Source organism: Pseudomonas protegens CHA0 (assembly GCF_000397205.1).
GTDB classification, from domain to species: domain Bacteria; phylum Pseudomonadota; class Gammaproteobacteria; order Pseudomonadales; family Pseudomonadaceae; genus Aquipseudomonas; species Aquipseudomonas protegens.
In genome coordinates this window covers 4,056,064-4,070,761 of record NC_021237.1, presented here as the reverse complement: position 1 = coordinate 4,070,761, position 14,698 = coordinate 4,056,064, and the positions used below count along the sequence as shown (strand labels likewise).

The window sequence follows — 14,698 nt, the reverse complement described above, 5'->3', positions numbered from 1 at the left end:
CGGCGAATGAAACGCCGCAATAATAAGAGCACAGAGGGCGGCAACATGATCAATCGCACCACTACGGCACTGTTATCCCTGGCCTTGTGCGCCGCAAGCGTCCAGGCGGCCGAGACCGTGAGCATCGCCAACTGGAGCGGCTATATCGCTCCGGACACCCTGGCCCAGTTCACCCAGCGCACCGCAATTCAGACTACCTACGACGTGATCGACAGCAACGAGACCACCGAGGCCAAGCTGATGACCGGCGGCAGCGGCTATGACCTGGCCAGCCCGTCCAACCACTTTCTGCCGCGGCTGATCCAGGCCGGGGCGATCCAGCCCCTGGATCGCAGCAAGCTGCCCAACTGGAACAACCTCGATCCCAAGCTGATGAAGCTGCTGGAAACCAGCGACCCGGGCAATAGGTACGGCATTCCCTATATGTGGGTGACCGTGGGCATCGGCTACAACGTCGACAAGATCAAGGCGATCTTCGGCGACACCGATGTCACCCAGTCCTGGCAGCTGCTGTTCAAGCCGGAGAACATCCAGAAGCTCAAGCAGTGCGGCGTGGCCTTTCTCGACAACCCGACACAGATGGTGCCCATCACCCTCAATGCCCTGGGCCTGGACCCCCACAGCGAACAGCCGGCGGACCTGAAAAAGGCCGAAGCGGCGCTGCAGGCGATCCGCCCCTCGATCCTCTACTTCCACCAGGCCAAGTACGTCAGCGACCTGGCCAACGGCAACATCTGCGTGGCCGTGGGTTTCAGCGGCGACGTGCTGCAAGCCATGGCCACCGCGCAGCAGGCAAAAAACGGCGTGAACCTCGGCTACAGCATCCCCAGGGAAGGCTCCACCGTGGCCATGGACATGGTGGTGATTCCCAGGAACGCCCCGCACCTGGACAACGCCTACGCCTACCTGAACTACCTGCTGGACCCCAAGGTGATCGCCAACATCAGCAACTTCGTGCAGTACGCCAACGGCAATGCGGCGTCCTTGCCCTACATCGAACCGCAGTTGCGCAGCAACCCGGCGGCCTACCCGCCGCAGTCGGTGCTCGATACGCTGTTCCCGATCAAGACCATGACCCCGGCCGGCATGCGCCTGAGCACTCGCCTGTGGACCCGGGTCGTCAGCGGCACATGAGGAGCACGGCATGATTGCAAGTCAGCAACAACGCGGCCACGCCGTGGTGGTGGGGGCCGGGGTGGTGGGCCTGGCCAGCGCCCTGTGGCTGCAGCGCCTGGGCTGGCGGGTGACCCTGCTGGACCGCCAGCCGCCGGGCAGCGGCACTTCCTTCGGCAATGCCTGTACCTTCGCCACCTATGCCGTGGAGCCAGTGGCAACCCCCGGCATCTGGCGCCAGGCCCCGGGCATGCTGTTGCGGCGCGACAGCCCGCTGGCGATCCGCCCGGGTTACCTGCTACGGATCGCCCCCTGGCTATGGCGCTTTTTGCAAAGCTCCAGCGAGCCGCGGGTCAAGGCCATCAGCCATGACCTGCACAGCCTGCTCAAGCCCTGCATGGGCGCCTGGCAGGCGTTGTTCGACGATGCCGGGGCCAACGACCTGGTGCGCCATGACGGCTCGCTGTACATCTTCGAGGCCCACGAGCGGCAGAGCGCTATCGACATGCTGGCCTATCACCAGGGGTTCGAGGTGCCAATGCGCCTGGTGCAAGGGCCGGAGCTACGGGCCATGGAGCCGGCCCTCAACGCCCGTGCGGCCCTGGCGCTGGAACTGCCCCAGGTCAGCCGCACCCTCGATCCCTTCGCATTGAGCCAGCGCTTGCTGCGGTGCTTCATCGAGCGCGGTGGAGTGTTTCGCCGCGATGAGTTGCAGGGGGTCGAGCGCAGCGCCCAGGACGGCGAGCGGGTGCTTGCCCGCCTCGGCAGTGGCGAGCAACTGCCCGCCGAACGCCTGGTGTTGTGCAGCGGCGCCTGGTCCCGCCGCCTGGCGCAGAGCCTGGGGGACGAGATTCCCCTGGACACCGAGCGCGGTTATCACGTGCTGTTCGATCAGGCTGGCGGCTTGCTCAGCCGCCCGGTGTGCTGGGGCGCCGGCGGTTTCTACCTGACGCCCATGGCCCAAGGGCTGCGGGTGGCGGGCACGGTGGAGTTCGGCGGCCTCGACGCCGCGCCGGACCCGCGCCGCTATCACTACCTGGCCCGGGCGGCGCGACGCTTCCTGACCCTGCACCACGAACCGGTTTCCCGGTGGATGGGCTTTCGTCCCTCGCTGCCGGACAGCAAACCGGTGCTCGGCCAGTCGCGGCTGCTGCCCCAGGTGCACTACAACTTCGGCCACGGTCACGTTGGCCTGACCCTGGCCGCCATCAGTGGGCAACTGGTGGCGGAACAGGCCAGCGGGCTGACCCCGAGCGTGAACCTGCAACCCTTCCTGGCGGGGCGTTTCCGCTAGTCACGCAGCCGCGGTGGTTATGGGGAAGGGAAACGGTCATGTTCATCTGCTACAACGGCTTTTTCCCTCGACAGACCTGCCCGGCGGCCGGAAAGGCGTCGGGGGACCTACGCTAGCCATGGACGCGCCCCTATGCGAAATGCACTTGTGCTGACTTCCCTGTTCCTGTGTGCCGGCGCAGCTTGCGCCGAAGACCCCGCCTCGGTACTGGGCCATGGTTTTGGTTCCCTGGGCTGCATCGACCTCAAGGACCCCGACAGCAAGGCCACCTGCGGCGCCCGCGCCCTGTCCAACGGCACCGGTTGCCACGGCCTGTCCAGCCAGGGCATGCGCGACAAATGCCTGGATGAAGCGCTGTACCCGCAAAGCAGCGCGAGCCGCAGCCGTACTGCGAAGGCGGCCCAACCAACGGCCCCGGTGCCCGCCCTGTCCAGCCAGCGCCTTGTTCAACCGCCTGCGCCCTTGTTGACGGAGGGCGAGGCGAAGCGATTGGAAGAGGTGTTGGGGGTCAATGGTTCCAGGCGCTGAGCTTGGCTATTGCACCACGGGCTTTTATGCTCCCGGTCCGGTGAATGCACTGACCGGCAGCGGGCTTGAGCATTGATGCCTGCTGATGCAGCGAACAAGGGCTCGCCTGTTATCCCTGATGCGGATGCGGTGCGCTGGAGGAGGTGACTCAATGGCCGGGCCGACTGTCAGGGTGCTTTTACCGCGCCAGATCGATGGCTTGCTCGAAAACCGGGTGCGGGCCTGTCTGGCCGCAATTGCGGATCAACCCTGGGCCGGTACGAGCTCGTTCTTCATTGGCGGTAGCCCCATGCTGTTTGGGATGGGGGCCGAATATCCAGGGGAGCTGGCGGAATATGCCGGGCTGGCCGGGCAACTGGGATGGCTCCCTGAAGACATTCTGAGCCTGGCGGCCATGGATAAAGACCAGGCGGATCACCAGCGCCTAGGGCAGGCGGCGCTGACCTTGGCCCGTCACCTGGATGGCGTGCTGGCCTTCGGCGCCAGCATCCGTGCCTACACCCGGGACAGCGAATTTCTGGCGGGGCTGGCGATCCTCGAGCATGAGGGCGAGAGCATTTTCAGCGCTGCGGACTTTTCGGCATGGTTGGGCCACCGGAATTTTCGGCTGGTGAAATAATCCACGGCACACGCCCGCACTGCAGCCCAGCTATCACCTTGCGTAGGCGCTGGCTTGCCAGCCAAGGCGGCCGGGAGATCGCTTTCGCCGGCAAGCCGGCTCCTACAGGGGAGGGTCAGGCTTGCTGGCGGTGCTCGGCGGCGTGCAGGCCCAGGTAGAAGGTCAGGTTGTCGTCGCTGATGCCCAGGGCGCCGAGAATCTGTGCCATGAAACTCACTGGAGCGCTGCCCGGGGCGGTGACCACGCGCTGGTCCGCTACCGCGTGGGGCACATCCTGGTAGTGCGCGGCGCCGGCATAACCCACTGCCAGCAGGTTGTCCGCCGAATTGGAGGTGTGCTTGAGGTGGTCCAGCACCCCGGCCCGGGCCAGTTCACGGGTGCCGTCGCAGATGCCGGCGAGGACCAGCTTGCGCTCCTTGGCCGCGCGTAGCAGTTCGCGGATATCCGGCGCCTGGGGGCTTTGCCAGACCGTCCCGCCGCAGACCATCAAGAGGTCCACCTCATCCAGACGAATATCCTCCAACGCCAGGTCCGGGGTCACCCGCAGGCCGCCCATGGAGGTCACGATGGCACCCTTGGGGGAAGCGTAACGGCAGTCGAAGCCATAGTAGCCACGGCCGGTGGCGTTGATCAGGGCGGTTTCCCAGTCGGCGAAATTGTCGCAGACAAGGGTAATGGCGCGGGTCATGGGCAGCTGTCCTTGCTGAGGCGAATGAGTATTGGAGGGCGCGCAGAATAGCCCGATTTCAGCGACTCAATGGAACATTTCGTTGCTGGGCAAGGGGGAGGGCTGATGTCGTTGGCGTGTTGCTGACTCATGCAACAGCGCTTTGTAGGATAAGTCCTTGGCTCCTGAGGATTTATCGACAACGTTCTGTGTTCGGGCTGATAGGTGCCGTGATGGGGGGGGCTTAAAGTCGAAGTTTGGGTCGCCTCGTCCTCAGTGGAAAGAGCGCCAAACGTCGTGGACATTTGAACAGGCACCGTACTTTCATGAAGCGCAACCTTCTGCTCTCGGCTCTTGTCCTGTTGTTGTCGCTATGGGGTGGGGGCCCGGCGTATGCCGGCGGGGAGTTCTCTCCCGAGTCATCGATCATTCAGTTGCCTGCCAGCATTTATGTCAGTGCAGGAACCATGAATGGCGACGTCATTGCGACCACCGCAGAAGTGGACTCGACGATGAGGGATCCATGGCCGCAAATATTCAGTTCCGAGCCCATGGTCTACAAGCTTCAAGGCGCTACGCTGGCCCCCGGTTACCACAATGTCTATTTGAGCAATGTGGCTGGAGTCGGATTCAGGTGGAACGCCAAATGGAGATGGCGTGAAAATCAGTCCGGGTCCAGCCAGTATCTGGTGGGGAGTGGAAAGTCACTCGTAAAACTCAGATGGGTCAAGGGTGATGCCTACAAGCAATCCATGTGGCTGGAAATCATAAAGATCGGCGACATCCAGAGTGGGACCTTGGCTGGTAACGGGTCGGTGAACGTTGCGTTCAACTGCGTTGGTATCTGCAACTCCAAAGGCTGGACGGTCTACACCAGCGGCAAAAGCGCAGTGACGGTGCAGCTCAGAGTACCGACATGCAATGTGTCCAGCTCGCAGATTTCAGTGCCCCTGGGGCGAACATCGAACATGACCTTTTCCGGAGTGGGGAGTACCTCCAAAGCGGTGCCCTTCAAAATAAACCTGTCATGTTCGGGAGGGGATGCGGGGGCTTCGATCGGGGCTTATGTCTCGTTCATAGATGTGAACAACTGGGCTAACCAGGGCAGCACCTTGTCGCTGAGCGCCGGGTCGACTGCCTCGGGAGTGGGGGTGCAGATCCTCAAGGGAGCGACTGTTCTCGGCTACGGTTCGGGCTCTGTCAATCGATGGTGGGCGGGGAATATCTCCGCTGGGGTCTCGAGCTACGACATTCCACTGACCGCACGTTATGTCCAGACCGCTTCGCGAGTCACCCCAGGAACGGTCAGTGGGATGGCGACCTTGACGATGAGTTATCGTTGAACGGTTTCGCCGTTCAGGGTCTCGGCATGCGCTGGGGCCTTTTCATCTCATGTAGCGGGCAAGGATAATCCGCGCCGGCCTGTAGCGAACGCCTGCTGGTTCGTTCAGGTAGAAGCAGTTTGGCCCTGGCCGGCTGCCACTCTGATTTTCCCCGCCCCAAGTCTGCCCCCCGAGCAACAGCAGTTACTACGGCTCAAGACCCAGAGCTATGCCCAGGGCCGCTTCCTCTGGCAGCAGACCCTGGCCCACCTGCCGCCAACTGCCAGGCGCAGAAGGTGCAGATCAAGGGCGTGCGCTTCGACTTCTGACCCCACGCAGCTCTGTAGGAGCCCGCTTGCTGGCGAAGGCGTCTCGCCAGGCGCCTCCTTAAATAATTTCTCCCCGGCTATTTACATCCACAGCGTCATTCCCCCATTATTCGCGCCGTCTAAGTTTCGCTGCTGACTAGACAATTCCAGCCACCAAAAGGGTGGTTGTTTTGTTGCGTCCAAGAAAAGCAGTTGAAAAATGACCAAGACTCCTCTGAAAAGAATTCAGCACAAGCTCGCCCGTTCCGGGGTGGCCATCGAACGCCTGAATTCCAATTCCCTCTCTATCTCGTCCACCAATGACGCCGGCCTCAAGGTGGATCTGCTGCTGCCCGACAGTTTTGCCATCGAAGAGAAAGCCATCCTGCAACTGATGGATTTCGCCAAGGTCGCCCACCCCCATGGCGGCGAAGTGAAGTGCGCCTGCGCCACGCCGGATTTCCATACCGGCAGCCCGATTCCGGTGGGTAGCGTGATCGTCACCAGCCACGACATGGTGGTGCCGCAAGCCATCGGCACCGACATCAATTGCGGCATGCGCCTGCACAAGCTGGGGCTGAACTACGAGCAGTTCATGGCGCAAAAGGCCAAGTGGACCGCCCTGGTGCGTGGCGATCTGCTGGAAGGCACGCGCAATATTCCCACCAGCCCCACGGCCATGAGCGCACTGTTTGCTTCGGGGCTGGGGGATTTCTGGGCTCAGGTACAGCAACAGGACCCGATCGGGCTGTTTGCCGGGGCGGATTTCGCCCAGTTGCAGCGTGAGCTTTCGGGCCTGCATGAGTCGTCCTTTGCCCGCGGCAGCGCCGACTATGCACCGGAGGCCCTGCAAGACCTTTCGCGCAAGATCCTTCGCGACCCGGGCCTGGGTTCCCTGGGAGGTGGTAATCACTTTGTCGAGATCCAGGTGGTCACTGAACTGGTGGATCGCCAGGCCTGTTTCGCCCAGGGCCTGTCCGTGGGGCAGGTGGTGATGATGATCCACACCGGCTCTCGCGACGTGGGCTTCTATGTAGGCCGACGCTGGATGGACAAGGCCAAGGCCCTGTGGCCGGCCGGGATCAAGCATCCCGATTCGAAGATCTTCGCCTTGTTTGGCGAGATGGCCGATGAGTACCTGCTGGCCATGCACAGCGCCGCGCACTACGCCGACGCCAACCGCGCACTGATCGCCGAAATGGTGCGCCAGCGCACTCGGCAGGTGTTCGGCGCGGGCATCGAAGCGCCGCTGATTGTCGATGTACCGCACAACATCGTACTGCGCGAGGAAGGCGGCAACGTCCACCGCAAAGGCGCCACACCGGCCTATGCCGGGCAGCCGCTGCTGATTCCGGGGAGCATGGGGCATGACTCCTACCTGCTCACCGGGCTGGGCAACGAACGCTGGCTGCGCTCGGCCAGCCACGGCGCCGGACGCTCCATGTCGCGCAGCGAGGTGGTGTTCAAGGCCAAGAAGGACAAGGCCTTCCTCGGCCTGCAGGGCGTGGAGTGCATCACCACCAAGGAAGAACGGATGATCGAAGAAGCACCGGGGGCCTACAAGGAAATCGGCCAGGTGATTCGTTCCCAGGTGGAAGAAGGGACGGTATCGGTGATGGCGCGGTTTTCGCCGATTCTGACCTTCAAGGCGTAAGCACGAGGGAGCTGGGGTGGGGATGGTTTTCGGGTTTGCCGTGCAACTGTGCGGCCGATCCATGGTCGCTCCCGGCCCGATCGTTCTGACCCCCCTGTCATGTTCCGTGCTCCCCATGGCACACTCCTGCGGAATTTATTCCGTTATTTGATATTTAATTCCGTTGTAGCGGAATTATTGCTGTGTGACCCAGGCCGCCTTTGTTTTTCCGAGGGTGGTCTTGTCTGCTCAGCCTTCAACCAGGAGAACCTCTCATGAGCATCACCCGTTACGGCACCGGTAGCACCGCAGGCGGTGGCCAGCCGCGTCCTTTCGCTCGCGCGGTCGAGGCCGATGGCTGGCTGCATGTGTCCGGCCAGGTGCCGGCGCTGGATGGCGAGATCATTCACGGTGGGATCGTCGAGCAGACGCATCAGACGCTGCGCAATCTGGTGGCCATTCTCGAAGAGGCCGGGTATGGCCTGGAGGATGTGGTGCGGGTTGGCGTGTGGCTGGAAGACCCGCGGGATTTCTGGAGTTTCAACAAGGTGTTCGGTGAGTACTTCAAGCCCGAACACGCGCCGGCCCGGGCCTGTGTGCAGGCCAGCATGATGGTCGACTGCAAGGTCGAGATCGATTGTGTGGCGTACAAGAAGAAGGCCTGATGGCCACGGCCTGTAGGAGCTGGCTTGCCAGCGAAGGTGCCCGTGAGGGCGGCACAAGGCTTGAGGGCCTCTTCGCCGGCAAGCCGGCTCCTACGGGTCGATAGAGGGAGCGCAGGTAGATGAGCGAAGACAGCATCAAGCGCCGGGCCAAGGGCCTGGATCGGGCGTTCGATATTCTCGATTTCCTCAAGGAGATCGGTCAGCCGTTGCGGCCCAACGATATCGCCAAGGGCATTGGCGGCCCCAAGTCCACGGTCTATGAGTTGGTGGCTTCCCTGCTGGAGCGGCGGGTACTGGAACCGGTGGGCCAGGAGGGGCATGTGTACCTGGGCCGCCAGTTGTACTTTCTCGGCCAGGCCCATTTGCGTCATTTCGACCTGAGCCGCGAGGCCGATCAGGCCTTGCAGGAAATCGTCCGCCAGACCCAGGAAACCGCGCAGATGTGCCTGCTCAACGGGCGCAAATACACGGTGGCGCTGATGAAGGAGGGCGAGCGGCACTTCCGCATTTCCTCGAACATCGGCGAGAACGCGCCGATTCCCTGGACCGCTTCCGGGCGGTTGCTATTGGGGCATTTGAGCGATGGGCAGATTGTCGACCTGATCGATGAACGGGACTTCGTTCTGCCCGACGGTGAGCGTCTGCCCTTGGAGACGTTTCTCAAGCAAATCCGCCAGGCCACCGAGGATGGGTTCTTTTCCTTCGACAGCGTGGCCGACACCTTTACCCATTGTTTTGCCGCACCGGTGCGCGATGAGCACGGGGTGTGCATCTGCACGCTCTGCATCGTCGCGCCCAGGGCCGATGCCCAGCGCAATTACCAGCAATATCGCCGGGTGCTGATCGACAGCGCCAACCGTCTGGCCCGGCGTATCAACGATTGATGACTGTTTCGCGGCTGTGCGCAGCTGCCTTGATAAGGAGTGCCAAGATGTCTTCTGTATTGAACCTGCCACTGGTGGAAAAGGGCGCCGCTGCCCAGGGCGCGAGCCTGTTGCAAGACGTCAGCCTGCCGGCCCTGGTGCTGCATCGCGAGGCCCTGGAACACAACATCCGCTGGATGCAGAAGTTCGTCAGTGACAGCGGCGCCGAGCTGGCGCCCCACGGCAAGACCAGCATGATGCCCGCGCTGTTTCAGCGGCAGTTGGACGCCGGCGCCTGGGGCATCACCCTGGCCACTGCGGTACAGACTCGCGCTGCCTATGCCCATGGCGTGCGCCGGGTGTTGATGGCCAACCAGCTGGTGGGGGCGCCGAACATGGCGCTGATCGCCGAGCTGCTGGCGGATCCGGATTTCGATTTCTATTGCATGGTCGATCACCCGGACAGCGTCGCCGACCTGGGGGCGTTTTTCGCCCAGCGTGGGGTCACGCTCAAGGTGATGATCGAGTACGGCGTGGTCGGTGGGCGTTGCGGTTGCCGCACCGAGCAGGAGGTGCTGGCCCTGGCCAAGGCGATCCAGGCGCAGCCGGCCCTGGCGCTGTGCGGTATCGAAGGTTATGAAGGGGTGATCCATGGCGATCAGGCCATCAGCGGCATCCGCCAGTTCGCCGACTCCCTGGTGCGCCTGGCGGTGGACCTGCACAACGACGGGCTGTTCGCCATCGAGCGGCCGATTATCACCGCCTCGGGGTCAGCCTGGTATGACCTGATTGCCGAATCCTTCGAGACCCACAACGCCAAGGGCCGCTTCCTCAGTGTGCTGCGTCCGGGCAGTTACGTGGCTCATGACCATGGCATCTATAAAGAGGCGCAGTGCTGCGTGCTGGATCGCCGCGCCGACCTGGAGGAGGGCCTGCGCCCGGCCATGGAGGTCTGGGCCCATGTGCAGTCGCTGCCGGAGCCGGGCTTTGCCGTGGTGGCCCTGGGCAAGCGCGATGTGGCCTATGACGCCGGCTTGCCGGTGCCGCTGCGGCGTTATCGCGCCGGGGCCCAGGCCAGTGCCGGGGATGACGTGGGGGCGTGCAAGGTCACTGCGGTGATGGACCAGCATGCGTTTCTCACGGTGGCGCCGGGAGTGGAGCTGCGCATTGGCGACATCATTTCCTTCGGTACTTCGCACCCCTGCCTGACCTTCGACAAATGGCGCACCGGGTTGCTGGTGGATGAGCGCCTGCAGGTGATCGAGAACCTGGAAACCTGTTTCTGATCGCCGGAGCCGGGGATATGCAGGGTCTGCAGGAGCCGGCTCGCCGGCGAAGAGGCCTTTGGATGAGGTGCAGGCCTTGCGGGCGCCTTCGCTGGCAAGCCAGCTCCTACGGGGCTGGGGAGATGTTGGGTCTGTAGGAGCCGGCTTGCCGGCGAAGAGGCCTCTGGATGGTGCGCAGGCCGTGCGGGCGCCTTCGCTGGCAAGCCAGCTCCTACCCGGTGGAATGTGCTTTGAGGGGAGGTCAGGAACATGGACAGGAAGAAACGCATCGCGGCCATCGGCGAATGCATGATCGAGTTGCAGCAGCATCATGACGGCAGCCTGCAACAGAGCTTTGGCGGCGACACCCTGAACGCCGCGGTGTACCTCGCGCGGGAATTGGGCGAGGCCGGGCGGGTGGATTACGTCACCGCCCTGGGCGATGACAGCTTCAGCGATGCCATGTGCCAGGGGTGGGCGGCGGAAGGCATCGGCCTGGAGCGGGTGCAGCGCTTGCCGGGGCGCCTGCCTGGGCTGTATTGCATCCAGACTGACGACCGGGGCGAGCGGCGCTTTCTCTACTGGCGCAACGAGGCGGCAGTGCGCGACTGCTTCACCACGGTGGCGGCCGGGCCGATCCTCGAAGCGCTGAAGCATTACGATGTGCTGTATTTCAGCGGCATCACCCTGGCGGTGCTGGGGGAGGTGGGGCGCGGGAAGTTGTTGCAGACCCTGGCCGAGGCGCGCCAGCGCCAGGCGCTGATAGTCTTCGACAACAACTACCGGCCGCGCCTGTGGGCGTCGGTCGAACAGGCCCGGGCGGCGTACCGCGAAGTATTGCCCCAGGTGGATCTGGCATTGCTGACCCTGGAGGATGAGCAAGCGCTGTTTGCCTATGCGGATGCCGAAGCGGTGTTCGCGGCGTATCAGGGCACTCCGGAAGTGGTGCTCAAGCGGGGCGCCGAGCCCTGCCTGATTCGCGTGGCGGGTGGTGCTTTCGAGGTGCCGGCCCAGCGGGTGGAGCAGGTAGTGGACACCACGGCGGCCGGGGATTCGTTCAGCGCAGCCTATCTGGCCCGGCGCCTGCTGGGCGGCAGCCCGGTGCAAGCGGCAGAGGCCGGGCACCGGCTGGCGAGCCAGGTCATCCAGCATCCCGGCGCCCTGATACCCCGCCATTGAACCGGGCGTTGACCTTGCGTGCGCCTTCGCTGGCAAGCCAGCTCCTACAGGGCAGGTGGAGGTTGTAGGAGCCGGCTTGCCGGCGAAGAGGCCATTGAACCGTGCGTTGACCTTGCGGGCGCCTTCGCTGGCAAGCCAGCTCCTGCAGGGCCCGGGGTCAGTCGCGGAAGAAGACCTGCACCAGGTGATAGCCGAACTTGCTCTTGATCGGGCCATGCACGGTGCGCAGGGGCTTCTTGAAAATGACCTGGTCGATGGCACCGACCATCTGCCCCGGGCGCACTTCCCCCAGGTCGCCGCCGCGCTTGCCGGATGGGCAGGTGGAGTATTTCTTCGCCAGTACGTCGAAGGCTTCACCCTTGGCGATGCGCTGCTTGAGCTGTTCAGCCTCTTCGGCGGTTTTCACCAGGATGTGGCGGGCTTGGGCTTTCATGGGCGGGTGACCTTGTAGCGGGAAATCGGCGGCCGCGGATTATGCCTGAATTCAGGACGCGCGGCCGATCATCTGACGAATCTTCTGGGCCATTTCCTCAATGGAAAACGGCTTGGCCATCAGGTCCATGCCCGGCTCCAGGAAGCCCTGGCGCTCGGCCGCCTTTTCCGCGTAGCCGGTCATGAACAGCACCTTGAGCCCGGGCCGCTGCTGGCGGGCGATCTCCGCCAGTTGCCGGCCATTCATGCCCGGCAGGCCGACATCGGTCACCAGCAGGTCGACGCGCATCGGCGATTCCAGCAAGGGCAGGGCGCTGCGCGCATCTTCGGCCTCGAAGGCGCGGTAGCCCAGTTCGGCGAGGACATTGAGCACCAGCATGCGCACTGCCGGGTCGTCTTCCACCACCACCACGGTTTCCCCGGCGATGGCCTGGGGCGCCTGGTTGAGGGTGGCGGGTTCGGCGCTGTCCAGTGGTGCGGCGAACAGCCTTGGCAGGTACAGGCGCACGCAGGTGCCCTGGTCCGGTTCGCTGCTGATGGTCACGTGGCCGCCGGACTGCTGGGCGAAGCCGTAGATCATCGACAGTCCCAGGCCCGTGCCCTGGCCGATGGGCTTGGTGGTGAAGAACGGGTCGAAGGCCTTGGCCAGGATCCGCGGGCTCATGCCGGCGCCGTTGTCGCTGACGCCGAGCATCACGTAGTCTCCGGCCTTGACCGGTTCCAGGGTGCTGATGTCGCTGCCGTCGAGGTAGCTGTTGGCGGTTTCGATCAGCAGCCTGCCGCCGTCGGGCATGGCGTCGCGGGCGTTGATCACCAGGTTGAGCAGGGCATTTTCCAGCTGGCTGGCGTCGGTGTTCACCGGCCACACGCCGTCCGCCAATTGCATCTGCAGCTCGATGTGCTCGCCCTTGGTGTGGTTGAACAGCTCTTGCAGCGAGCGCACCAGCTGGTTGGGGTCTAGGGGCTGGCGGTCCAGGGACTGGCGCCGGGAGAACGCCAGCAGGCGGTGGGTCAGGGACGCCGCGCGTTTGGCCGAGGACATGGCCGCTTCGGTGAAGCGGCCGATCTCGGCGCCGCGGCCGTTGTCGATATAGCGCTGCATCAGGTCCAGGCTGCCGATGATGCCGGTGAGCATGTTGTTGAAGTCGTGGGCGATGCCGCCGGTGAGCTGGCCCACGGCTTCCATCTTCTGCGCATGGCGCAGGGCGTCTTCGGCGCGTTCGCGCTCGAACATTTCGTTCTGCAGGCGCTGGTTGGCAGTGGCCAGGGCCTCGGTCCGCTGGTTGACCCGTTCCTCCAGGGTTTCGTTGAGATTGCGCAGGGCTTCTTCGGTCTGCCGGCGCTCGGTTTCGTCGATGACAAAGATGTAGAAACCATTGATCGCGCCGTCGGCGCCGTAACGCGGCAGGTACTTCATCAGGGCATGGCGCGGCCGGCCGTCGCGGTGCGGCGAGTTGGCCTCGAAGCTGCACGGCTTGCCGGCCAGTGCGGCCTTGATGTTCTCGGCGCGAGTGGCGTAGATCTCGTCGCCGACCACTTCGCGGATGCTCTTGCCGTACAGTTCCTGCGGGGTCAGGCCGTACCAGTCCAGGTAGGCGCTGTTGTTCAGGCGAAAGCGTTCCTCGTGGTCGACATAGCCGATCAGCACGGGCATGGCATTGATGATCAGTTGCAGCTCGGTCTGGCTCTGGCGCAGCGCCTGTTCCATCTGCTTGCGTTCGGTGAGGTCCAGGGCCGCGCCGAGAAAACGCGTCGGCCGGCCATGGTGGTCCTTGTAGCAGCGGCCTCGGGCGAACACCCAGCGCAGCTGGCCGTCGGCCAGTTGCAGGCGGTACTCCTCGGCGTACTCGGTGCCGTGGGTGATGCAGTGCTTGATGCCCCGGGCCACCATGCCGCGGTCCTCCGGGTGCACGCCCTTGAGGTATTCGCTGATGGGCAGTTGCCGGGACTGCTGCGGATCGACGCTGTGCAACTGGGCGAAATGCGCGTCGGCGATGAAGCGGTCTTCGCCGATGTCCCAATCCCAGGTGCCCACCGCGTCGGTGGCCGCCAGGGCCAGTTGCAGGCGCTCTTCGGTCTCGTGCTGGGCGCGCAGGCTATCGTCGGAGCGCTGCTGCAGTTCCAGGGCGATGCGCCGGCGCTCGTTGGTCTCGATGGCGGTGACCAGGATTCCGGCGACGTCGCCGCGTTCGTTGCGGATCGGGCTGTAGGTCAGGTCCAGCCACAGGTCGTATTCGCTGCCGTTGGTGCGTTGCAGGCTGAAGCGCTGTTCGCTGAAGGTGCGCACCTGGCCGTTGAGCACGGCGCGGTAGATCGGGTCGGTGAAGTCCATCAGTTCCGGCCAGGTCAGGTGCGCCGGGTGGCCGAAGGCACTGGGGTGCTTGTTGCCCGCCAGCAGGGCGAAGCCGTCGTTGTAGATCTGCGTCAGCTCGGCGCCCCACAGCAGCAGCATCGGCATCGGCGAATGGATCACGATGTCCACGGCGGTGCGCAGGCTCTGGGGCCAGTGGCCGGATTCTCCGAGGGGAGTGGCCGACCAGTCCAGGCGGGCAATCAGGTTGGCGGCTTCGCTGCCGGAGTGGGGGCCATTCATGTCGAAGGTGTCCTGGGTGGTGCGGTATTACGCGGCGACGCCACAGGCTCGCGCACTCGAAAAGTCGCATGGACATGCGGTGCATATTCAAACGGATGGATTGTAGGCGTTTTCGGCGCGCACATTTTCACCCGCTTTTGCGGCGGATGACCAGTCTAGAGGGGCTGAACGGTTATCAGAGTGATGCGTTGGGGATGCGGTAGCCCGTAGGAGCCGG

13 protein-coding genes are annotated in these 14,698 nt (G+C 63.9%); 10 read left to right on the top strand and 3 right to left on the bottom strand.

Going from position 1 to position 14,698, the window contains the following annotated elements; all coding sequences use genetic code 11:
• Positions 1–45: 45 nt before the first annotated feature.
• The 4 genes from PFLCHA0_RS18100 to PFLCHA0_RS18085 all read left to right on the top strand — a co-directional run bounded on the left by PFLCHA0_RS18100 (position 46) and on the right by PFLCHA0_RS18085 (position 3,554).
• Positions 46–1,134 (top strand): polyamine ABC transporter substrate-binding protein, encoded by a 1,089-nt coding sequence (locus tag PFLCHA0_RS18100; protein WP_015636031.1) that lies wholly within the window; start codon positions 46–48, stop codon positions 1,132–1,134.
• Positions 1,135–1,144: 10 nt separating this feature from the next.
• Positions 1,145–2,407 carry an NAD(P)/FAD-dependent oxidoreductase gene (locus tag PFLCHA0_RS18095; protein WP_015636030.1) on the top strand — a complete coding sequence of 421 codons (1,263 nt, stop codon included), beginning with the start codon at positions 1,145–1,147 and terminating at the stop codon, positions 2,405–2,407.
• A 132-nt stretch (positions 2,408–2,539) separates the two neighbouring features.
• Positions 2,540–2,935, top strand: coding sequence for a hypothetical protein (locus PFLCHA0_RS18090; protein WP_015636029.1), 396 nt, complete (start codon positions 2,540–2,542; stop codon positions 2,933–2,935).
• Positions 2,936–3,086: 151 nt separating this feature from the next.
• Entirely contained in the window at positions 3,087–3,554 is a 468-nt protein-coding gene (locus PFLCHA0_RS18085; RefSeq protein WP_015636028.1) for a DUF6368 family protein, read from the top strand.
• Between the two features lie 115 nt (positions 3,555–3,669).
• On the opposite strand, the gene PFLCHA0_RS18080 is transcribed toward PFLCHA0_RS18085, so the two are convergent.
• Positions 3,670–4,242, bottom strand: coding sequence for a type 1 glutamine amidotransferase family protein (locus PFLCHA0_RS18080; protein WP_015636027.1), 573 nt, complete (start codon positions 4,240–4,242; stop codon positions 3,670–3,672).
• Positions 4,243–4,547: 305 nt separating this feature from the next.
• On the opposite strand from PFLCHA0_RS18080, the gene PFLCHA0_RS18075 reads away from it, so the two are divergent.
• The 6 genes from PFLCHA0_RS18075 (at position 4,548) to PFLCHA0_RS18050 (ending at position 11,456) form a co-directional block, all read left to right on the top strand.
• The gene (locus PFLCHA0_RS18075; RefSeq protein ID WP_041752329.1) at positions 4,548–5,564 is read left to right on the top strand and encodes a fimbrial protein; all 1,017 of its coding nucleotides are present in this window, start codon (positions 4,548–4,550) and stop codon (positions 5,562–5,564) included.
• Positions 5,565–6,071: 507 nt separating this feature from the next.
• Entirely contained in the window at positions 6,072–7,505 is a 1,434-nt protein-coding gene (locus PFLCHA0_RS18070; RefSeq protein WP_015636025.1) for an RtcB family protein, read from the top strand.
• Positions 7,506–7,759: 254 nt separating this feature from the next.
• Positions 7,760–8,149 (top strand): RidA family protein, encoded by a 390-nt coding sequence (locus PFLCHA0_RS18065; protein WP_011061860.1) that lies wholly within the window; start codon positions 7,760–7,762, stop codon positions 8,147–8,149.
• Between the two features lie 119 nt (positions 8,150–8,268).
• A complete protein-coding gene (locus PFLCHA0_RS18060; protein WP_015636024.1) occupies positions 8,269–9,033 on the top strand; it encodes an IclR family transcriptional regulator in 765 nt (254 codons plus the stop codon).
• 47 nt (positions 9,034–9,080) lie between these two features.
• Entirely contained in the window at positions 9,081–10,298 is a 1,218-nt protein-coding gene (locus PFLCHA0_RS18055; protein WP_015636023.1) for an amino acid deaminase, read from the top strand.
• 249 nt (positions 10,299–10,547) lie between these two features.
• A complete protein-coding gene (locus tag PFLCHA0_RS18050) occupies positions 10,548–11,456 on the top strand; it encodes a sugar kinase (RefSeq protein ID WP_015636022.1) in 909 nt (302 codons plus the stop codon).
• A 157-nt stretch (positions 11,457–11,613) separates the two neighbouring features.
• Here PFLCHA0_RS18050 and PFLCHA0_RS18045 read toward each other — a convergent pair whose 3' ends face one another.
• Positions 11,614–11,889: a peptidylprolyl isomerase gene (locus PFLCHA0_RS18045; RefSeq protein ID WP_011061856.1), complete on the bottom strand. Its 276-nt coding sequence runs from the start codon at positions 11,887–11,889 to the stop codon at positions 11,614–11,616.
• Positions 11,890–11,940: 51 nt separating this feature from the next.
• The gene (locus tag PFLCHA0_RS18040; protein ID WP_011061855.1) at positions 11,941–14,481 is read right to left on the bottom strand and encodes a PAS domain-containing hybrid sensor histidine kinase/response regulator; all 2,541 of its coding nucleotides are present in this window, start codon (positions 14,479–14,481) and stop codon (positions 11,941–11,943) included.
• Between the last annotated feature and the right edge of the window lie 217 nt (positions 14,482–14,698).